The following is a 6,995-nucleotide window of genomic DNA, read 5'->3' as shown; positions in this document are numbered from 1 at the left end:
CCGGCGGAGCCCGGCGGAGCCCGGCGGAGCCCGGCGGAGCCCGGCGGAGCCCGGCTGATCGGAATGCCGTGTCCGATTTCCGCCAGCCCTCTCCCTCCTCTTCCTGTTCACTCGGGTACGGACCAGGCACGCCGGCTCATGTGAAGAGAGGCTCGATGACTGAGGGCACGCAATGGCCACGGCATGGGGGATGGCTGCTCACCGCGCTGCTCGGCGGCATGTTTCTCGGCAATGTGGACATCGCCATCGTCAACGTCGCCACTCCTTCGATCCAGCAGCACCTGCATGCCTCCGGTGCCGAACTGGAGCTCATCGTCTCCGGCTACACCCTCACCTACGCCGTGCTGCTGATCACCAGTGCGCGGCTGGGCGGCATGCGGGGCTATCGGCGCATGTTCCTGATCGGCCTCACGGTCTTCACGCTTGCCTCCCTCGCCTGTGGCCTGGCGCCGACACCCGTGCTGCTGGTGGCCGCGCGCGTCGTGCAGGGCGCCGGGGCCGCGCTGCTCACCTCGCAGGTCCTGACCAGCATTCAGCTCACCTTCCAGGGAGGCGCCCGCAGCCGGGCGCTGGGGCTGTACACGGCGGTACTCTCCGGCAGCGCGGTGTTCGGACAGGTCGTCGGTGGGGTCCTGGTCTCGGCGGACGTGTTCGGCACCGCATGGCGTCCGATCTTCCTGATCAACGTGCCCATCGGCCTGGGTCTGATCCTGATGGGAAGGCACTTCCTCCCCACGGACGGCCGGCCCAGCACCCAGCGGCTGGACCTGGCGGGCGTGGGCGTCCTGTCCACGGCGCTGTTGCTGCTCGTGCTACCGATGGTGCTGGGCCAGGACGCGGGATGGCCGTTGTGGACGTGGCTGAGCTTCGCCGCGAGCCTGGCGGCATTCGTGTGGTTCGCTGGAGTCGAGCGCCGCGTCGGCCGACGCGGCGGACAGCCGTTGATCACGCTGGCGCTGCTCCGACGCCCGCCCGTGGTGCACGCCCTGGTCTCCCAGGCCGCCACGCGGGCCACGTACTTCGCGCTGCTCTTCGTCCTGGCGCAGTATCTGCAGCAGGGACTCCACAAGAGCGCCACCTACTCGGGTCTCGTGCTGGTCTCCTGGGTGGCCGCCTTCGGCGTCTCCGGCCCGCTGCTCGCCCATGCGCCCGCTGCCGTCAACCGGTGGGTGGCGCCGATCGGCACTGTGGTGCTCGCGATCGCCTTCGCCGGCATCAGCGCGGGCCTGCTGGCCGGTACCACGAGCGGTGTGCTGCTGACGGCCCTGCTCGGCCTCGGCGGACTGGGCTACGGGGCGGCCTTCAGCGGCACTCTCGCCCATCTGACCAGCTCGGTTGAGGACCGGTACGCGGCGGACACCAGCGGGCTGTTCAACACGACCTTGCAGGTGGGCGGCGTGCTGGGGGTGGCGGCGTTCGGCACCGTCTACCTGGACCTGGTGCCCCACGGCGGACGGGCGGCCGCGGTGCACGGATTCACGGTGGTCACCCTCACGCTCGGCGCCGTCGCTCTGGTGGCCGCTGTGGTGTGCCGCCTGGCGATCACCAGCAAGCCCTCCGCTCCGGCCGCGGCCTCTCCCGAGCCGGAACGGACCAAGGCCGGCGCCTGACCGGCGGGGCGGGGAGACTGGTACAAGCGCGAGGAACACGAGCGACCGATGGGCGAACGCCCCTGCCGGACCAGAGATCTGTACTGTCGCCATCCGCGGTCCATGCCGCCCCTCCTCGGCCGGCTGGCAGGAGAAGGGCCGATGGCGAGCCAGACCCCTCGCAGAAGACGCCGACCGCAGCAAGGGGACTCATACGGCTAGTTGTTGGCCGGTCTTCCACAAACCGACGAACGCGACAACTTCCGCCCCCGCAACCAGCGCTGCACGGATGAAAAGCGCCAACTGGATACCACCGGCGAGGGCATGCGCGTGCGCAACGGCCGACCCTCACCGCCCACCGTGCCTCAGCCCAGCGCCGCCGCTCCGGCGCGGGCGATGAGAAGGTCCTTCCCGTCCCGGGCGCCACTGACCCCGATCGCTCCGATCACGGTTTCTCCCAAGGTGAGCGGCAGTCCGCCGGCGATCAGCGCCATGCCCGGCTGGCCGGCCAGACTGGTCACCAACACCTGGTTCGCCTGTATGGCCTGGACGAACACATCGGTCGCCTCACGGACGGTGAGAGCAGTGTTGGCCTTGTTCAGCGCCACCGTCGTGACGGTGGCCGCTGTGCCGTCCGTTCTTGCCAGCGCCGACACGTTGCCTCCGGCGTCGATCACCACGACCGAGACCCGGCAGTCCAGCTCCTCTGCGCGCTCCAGTGCGGCGCTGATTACTCGTTGTGCACCGGACAGGCTGATGCTGCGGGTTGCAAGCACAGCGGATTCGGCTTGGGCGATGTTGCTCATGGTGATCCCTCCGTTTTGGACGGTGCTTCCGGGCGTCTCGGAGAAAAGAACACCGTCCGCCGCGCGGCCGTTGCATGGCGGCCCGGACTGGCGCCGTCATCGCGTAGGCGCTGGTGACGCAGGTCGTGCAACGGACTGCGCCTCGGCGGGGTTCTCCCGGTATCGGCAGGCCGTCGGGACCAGCCGACATCAGATGTCAGACAAGGCGACCTCTCCGGAGTTCTTTCATGGGAGCACAACCGAACACACGACGCTCGGGCAGGTCGGGCTGGCTGCTCGTCTCGCTGCTCGGTGGGATGTTTCTCGGCAGCGTGGACATCGCGATCGTCAACATCGCGACACCGTCGATCCGGGACCACCTTCATGCCTCCGGCAGCGAGTTGGAACTGATCGTCTCCGGCTACACGCTGACCTATGCGATGTTGTTGATCACCAGCGCCAGGCTCGGTGACATGCGTGGCCACCGGAAGGTGTATCTGGTCGGACTCGTGCTGTTCACTCTGTCGTCCTGCGCTTGCGGCCTCGCCCCCACGGCCCCTGTGCTGCTGTGCGCCCGAATCGTCCAGGGCGCCGGCGCCGCACTGACGACCGCACAGGTGCTGATCGGCATTCAGCTCCATTTCGAGGGGCGGGCGAGGGCCCGGGCTCTCGGCCTCTACACGGCGGTGCTCTCCACCAGCGCGGTCCTCGGTCAGGTCCTTGGCGGTGTGCTGATCTCCGCGAACCTGTTCGGCACGACATGGCGTCCTGCCTTCCTGATCAACGTTCCGATCGGCATTGCGCTGGTGGTGATCTCGTGGATCTGTCTGCCCGCTGACGAGCCGAAGCGCAGCAAGCGGCTCGACATCCCCGGTGTCGCCACCCTCTCCACGGCCTTGCTACTGCTCGTGGTGCCGCTCGTGCTGGGGCGAGAGGTCGGCTGGCCGGCCTGGACGTGGGTCTGCCTGGCGGGCAGCGTGGCCGCTTTTGTGCTGTTCGTCCGGGTGGAGCGTCAGCAGGTGGCGAGCGGCGGCTACCCGCTGATCACCCTTGCACTGCTGACCCGCAGGCCGGTGGCGCTGGCACTGATCTCGCAGGCCGCCACTGTTGCCACCTATTTCGGGTTGCTGTTCGTCCTCGCGCTGTACTTGCAGCAGGGCCTGGGGAAGAGCGCTGCGTTCTCCGGGCTGTCACTGGTGTCATGGGTCGCCGCGTTCGGTGTCTCGGGTCCGCTGCTCGGCCGGGGCGGTCTTCGTGCCAAGAGGCTGGCTGCGCCGATCGGGAGGGTCGTCCTGGCTGCAGGCTTCGCCGGCATGGCCGGCGCTCTCACGCTGGGCCTCGCCGACAATGACGCGTTGCTGATCATCCTCCTCGGGGTCGGCGGTCTCGGATACGGCGCCGGCTTCAGTGGCACGCTGAGCCACCTGACCAGTACGGTGACCGATCAGTACGCCGCGGATGTCAGTGGGTTGTTCAACACCACGATCCAAGTGGGCGGGTCTCTGGGCGTCGCCGCGTTCGGCACGGTCTACCTCGATCTCGCGCCGCACGCAGGCCGTGCCGTGGCGATCCATGCGTTCACCGCCATTACTGCCGCGCTGGCCATCACCGCCCTTGTCGCCGCCGGGCTTGCACAATGGTCCATCCACAGGCCCAAGGCGAGCCAGGCGATGCCACGTGAGGCGCAGACCACTGATGCAGCGCTGCATCGGTGATCGGCCCGTGTGACGCGGAGACAGTGCATGGGCGCGGCCCCTGACCGTTCTTGCTGGGATGCTGTTGGCTAATTCGCCCCGTCGGGTTTGTGCTCGGCGGGGCGAAGTGCTGCCAGGTGGGAGGTGCGGGTGCGGGCTCGCGGCCTGTTGGTGGTCCAGGCATCCAGGCGGCCGAGGTTGATCGCGGTTGCGGTGAGCTGGTGCTGGAGACGGGTCTTGGCGCAATGCCAGGAAGTTTGCAGTCCTGGGCTATTGTCAAGCGGTTCGGCGAAGTTGATGTAGGAGAGGCGGGGCTCCGCGTAGGACGGAAGTCGACCAAGACACCGTTGCTACGAGGAGCCCCATTGGTTCAGTCTGGCATGCCCGCACACGTCGATGCTGGCGGGAGGGCCTTCGCGGCCGGGCACTTGGGAGAGCTGACGCAGGTCATCACGCCGTCACTGGTGGACGAGGTGCTGGCGAAGACGGAACGTGTGCAGGTGCGGGTGCGGAAGCTGCCCGCGCGGGTGGTGGTTACTTCGTGCTGGCCATGGCGCTGTTCGGCGAGTGCGGGTATCGAGGCGTGTGGGCCGCGCTGGTCGCTGCGCCGGGCATGCCGGACGTCGATCCGTCCGCTGCGGCATTGCGCCGGGCCCGACGCCGGCTCGGCTCGGAGCCGCTGTCCGTACTGTTCGACCGGGTGAAGGGGGCGGTGGCGGCCGAGGACGCGGCTGGATCATGGTGGCGGGGACTTCGCACGGTGGCCTGGGACAGTACAGGCATCCTGGTCGCGGACAGCGAGGCCAACCGGTCGTACTGCGGCCGGGCCTCCGGAAGGAACGGGGTCTGCGGCTTCCCCATGATCCGGCTGTCCGCGCTGGTCGAGTGCGGCACCAGGGCACTGATCGACGCGGTACTCGGGCCGTGGACCCAGGCCGAAGAGGCGCAGTGCACGATGCTGTGCCGGGCGCTGAGGCCGGGGATGCTGGTGCTGGCCGACCGGGGCAGCAAGGGCTTCGCACTGGCGCGGTCGGCAGCGGTCACTGGGGCGCAACTGCCGTGGCGGATGAGCGCCGACCTGCAGCCGCCGGTGCTCCACGCCCTTCCCGATGGCACCTACCTCTCGATGTCCACCGGGACCAATGAACGCGACCGGCTGCGCCGGTGGAGCCGCCACAAGCGCACGGCACCACCACAGATCGCCGGTGTCGCCATCCGCGTGATCGAGGCCATGGTGGTGGTCCGTGCCGCCGACGGCACGGACACGACCACAAATCTGCGACTGTTCACCACCTTGCTGGACCACCGGCGCTACCCGGCTGCCGAACTCGCCGAGCTCTACCACCGAAGGTGGCAGGCCGAGACCGCGTACTCCGGGCTGAAGATCACGCTGCGCGGGTCTGACCGCGTGCTGCGCTCACACCACACCGACGACGCCCGTCAGGAACTGCTCGGCCTGCTCGTCGTCTACCAGGTCGCACGGCGGATCGCCGTCGACGCCGCCACCCACGCCGGGATCGATCCGTCCCGGATCTCACTGGCCGTCACCATTCGGACTGCCCGCCATACCGTGATCACCGCGGCCGGGACGACGGCACCTCACGGCTGCCAGCCCACCCCTGACATCCGCCGCGCCATCCTGCACCCACGCGAGGTGGCGCCGTCGCACCGCCCGACCAGGATCCTGCCCCGCCGCGTCAAACGCCCGATCTCGACCTTCGCCTACAACATGACCAGGAAGAACACCCCGATCACCAACGCGAAGATCGCCATCTCCATCACCACAGCCACCGACCGGACACGGAGATGGCGAACCTAAAGTTCCCGTCATTGGGTCTTGGCGAGCCCGTGATAGCGGCATCGGCGCAGGCCGGTCGCGTGGATGACTTGGGAGATGGTGCCCTCGATGCCGTTGCGGGCTGCGCAGCGTTCCCGCCACTCGGGGGTTCCCTGTGCCATGCGGGCCTGCTGGATGGCTTCGTGTTCGGACTGGGGCCGGAGGGTGATCTCCCAGTGCGGCCGGGTGGCCGAATTGATGCACTGGGGCCGGGAGGGGCAGGAGCGGCAGTCCTTGGGCGAGAACTGGATCCGGATGACGGGGGTGCCGCGGTGCGAGAGTGCGTCGCGCCACTGGCCGGTGGTCTTGCCGTTCGGGCAGGTCACGGTCTTGTTGTCCCAGTCCACGGTGAACGCTTCCTGCCCGTAGGTCCGATGGCCTGGGCGGTGGTGTTGCCCTTGATGGGGCCGGTCAGAGTGACGTCGTGCCGGGTCTGGGCGGTGACGATGCGGGGACGGTCGATGTAGCCCGAGTCCAGCAGGTGTTCGCCGGGCAGCAGGTCCTTGGCGGCGAGGCTGTCGTGGACGGTGTCGGTGGCTTTGATGTCGGGGACGGTGGCGTCGCTGGTCGGCACGCTCGTGATCAGGTGGCCGTGTCCGGGTCGCAGGACTCGGTGAGGTGGATCTTGTAACCGTCCCATTTGATGTCGCGTTTGATGCTCGCTCGGGCCTCGGTGTCATGGGGGCTGACCAGGCGCAGGGCGCCCGGCGGGCAGTCTTTTGGGTCCCGCCACCGCACCTCGCCCCCGTCATCAAGCACGTACTGCTGCACCCATGCCCGGCGCAGGGTCTGGACGGCGGGCAGCTCGCGCAGCCATCCGGGTGCCTCCGGTGCTTGCACGTCGGCCAGCAGGCGCATCCCGTCCCGGCCGGCCTGCTCGGCCAGTTCCGTGCGCTTGGCCCTACCGGACGGCAGCCAGTAGTCCTCCGGCCGGGTGGCATACCGGTCGAACCACGCGGCCCCGGCGTGGTTGGTCAGCCAGTCGGGGGACGCGGCGGCCAGCGTGTTGAGCGCCGCGCGCAAGGTCTCGATGACGAACTCCAGCCGGTTCAGAGACCGGATCGCGGCCAGTACGTGGGCGCGGTCGGTG

At 68.8% G+C, this 6,995-nt stretch carries 5 protein-coding genes and 2 pseudogenes; 3 read left to right on the top strand and 4 right to left on the bottom strand.

Annotated elements, in window-relative coordinates; genetic code table 11:
- Positions 1–155: 155 nt before the first annotated feature.
- The gene (locus tag NGB36_RS32770) at positions 156–1,610 is read left to right on the top strand and encodes an MFS transporter (protein WP_255924303.1); all 1,455 of its coding nucleotides are present in this window, start codon (positions 156–158) and stop codon (positions 1,608–1,610) included.
- 344 nt (positions 1,611–1,954) lie between these two features.
- Here the strand turns inward: NGB36_RS32770 and NGB36_RS32765 are convergent, their stop codons facing one another.
- The gene (locus tag NGB36_RS32765) at positions 1,955–2,395 is read right to left on the bottom strand and encodes a GlcG/HbpS family heme-binding protein (protein WP_255924302.1); all 441 of its coding nucleotides are present in this window, start codon (positions 2,393–2,395) and stop codon (positions 1,955–1,957) included.
- Positions 2,396–2,622: 227 nt separating this feature from the next.
- On the opposite strand from NGB36_RS32765, the gene NGB36_RS32760 reads away from it, so the two are divergent.
- Both NGB36_RS32760 and NGB36_RS32755 read left to right on the top strand, forming a co-directional pair.
- Complete coding sequence (locus NGB36_RS32760) at positions 2,623–4,089, top strand: MFS transporter (RefSeq protein WP_255924301.1); 1,467 nt, start codon at positions 2,623–2,625, stop codon at positions 4,087–4,089.
- Between the two features lie 224 nt (positions 4,090–4,313).
- Positions 4,314–5,887: pseudogene (locus NGB36_RS32755) on the top strand (IS4 family transposase).
- Between the two features lie 8 nt (positions 5,888–5,895).
- On the opposite strand, the gene NGB36_RS33570 reads toward NGB36_RS32755, so the two are convergent.
- From NGB36_RS33570 to NGB36_RS32740, 3 genes and pseudogenes are all read right to left on the bottom strand, one after another.
- A complete protein-coding gene (locus NGB36_RS33570; RefSeq protein ID WP_255924299.1) occupies positions 5,896–6,252 on the bottom strand; it encodes a transposase in 357 nt (118 codons plus the stop codon).
- Positions 6,228–6,479: a hypothetical protein gene (locus tag NGB36_RS33565; protein WP_255924298.1), complete on the bottom strand. Its 252-nt coding sequence runs from the start codon at positions 6,477–6,479 to the stop codon at positions 6,228–6,230. Before NGB36_RS33565 ends, NGB36_RS33570 begins: the two co-directional genes overlap by 25 nt.
- Before the next feature lie 8 nt (positions 6,480–6,487).
- Positions 6,488–6,995 (bottom strand): annotated as a pseudogene (locus NGB36_RS32740) (IS5/IS1182 family transposase); the annotation flags it as partial.

This window comes from Streptomyces humicola, assembly GCF_024436035.1.
Lineage (GTDB): Bacteria > Actinomycetota > Actinomycetes > Streptomycetales > Streptomycetaceae > Streptantibioticus_B > Streptantibioticus_B humicola.
This window is presented reverse-complemented; position numbering and strand designations above follow the sequence as displayed.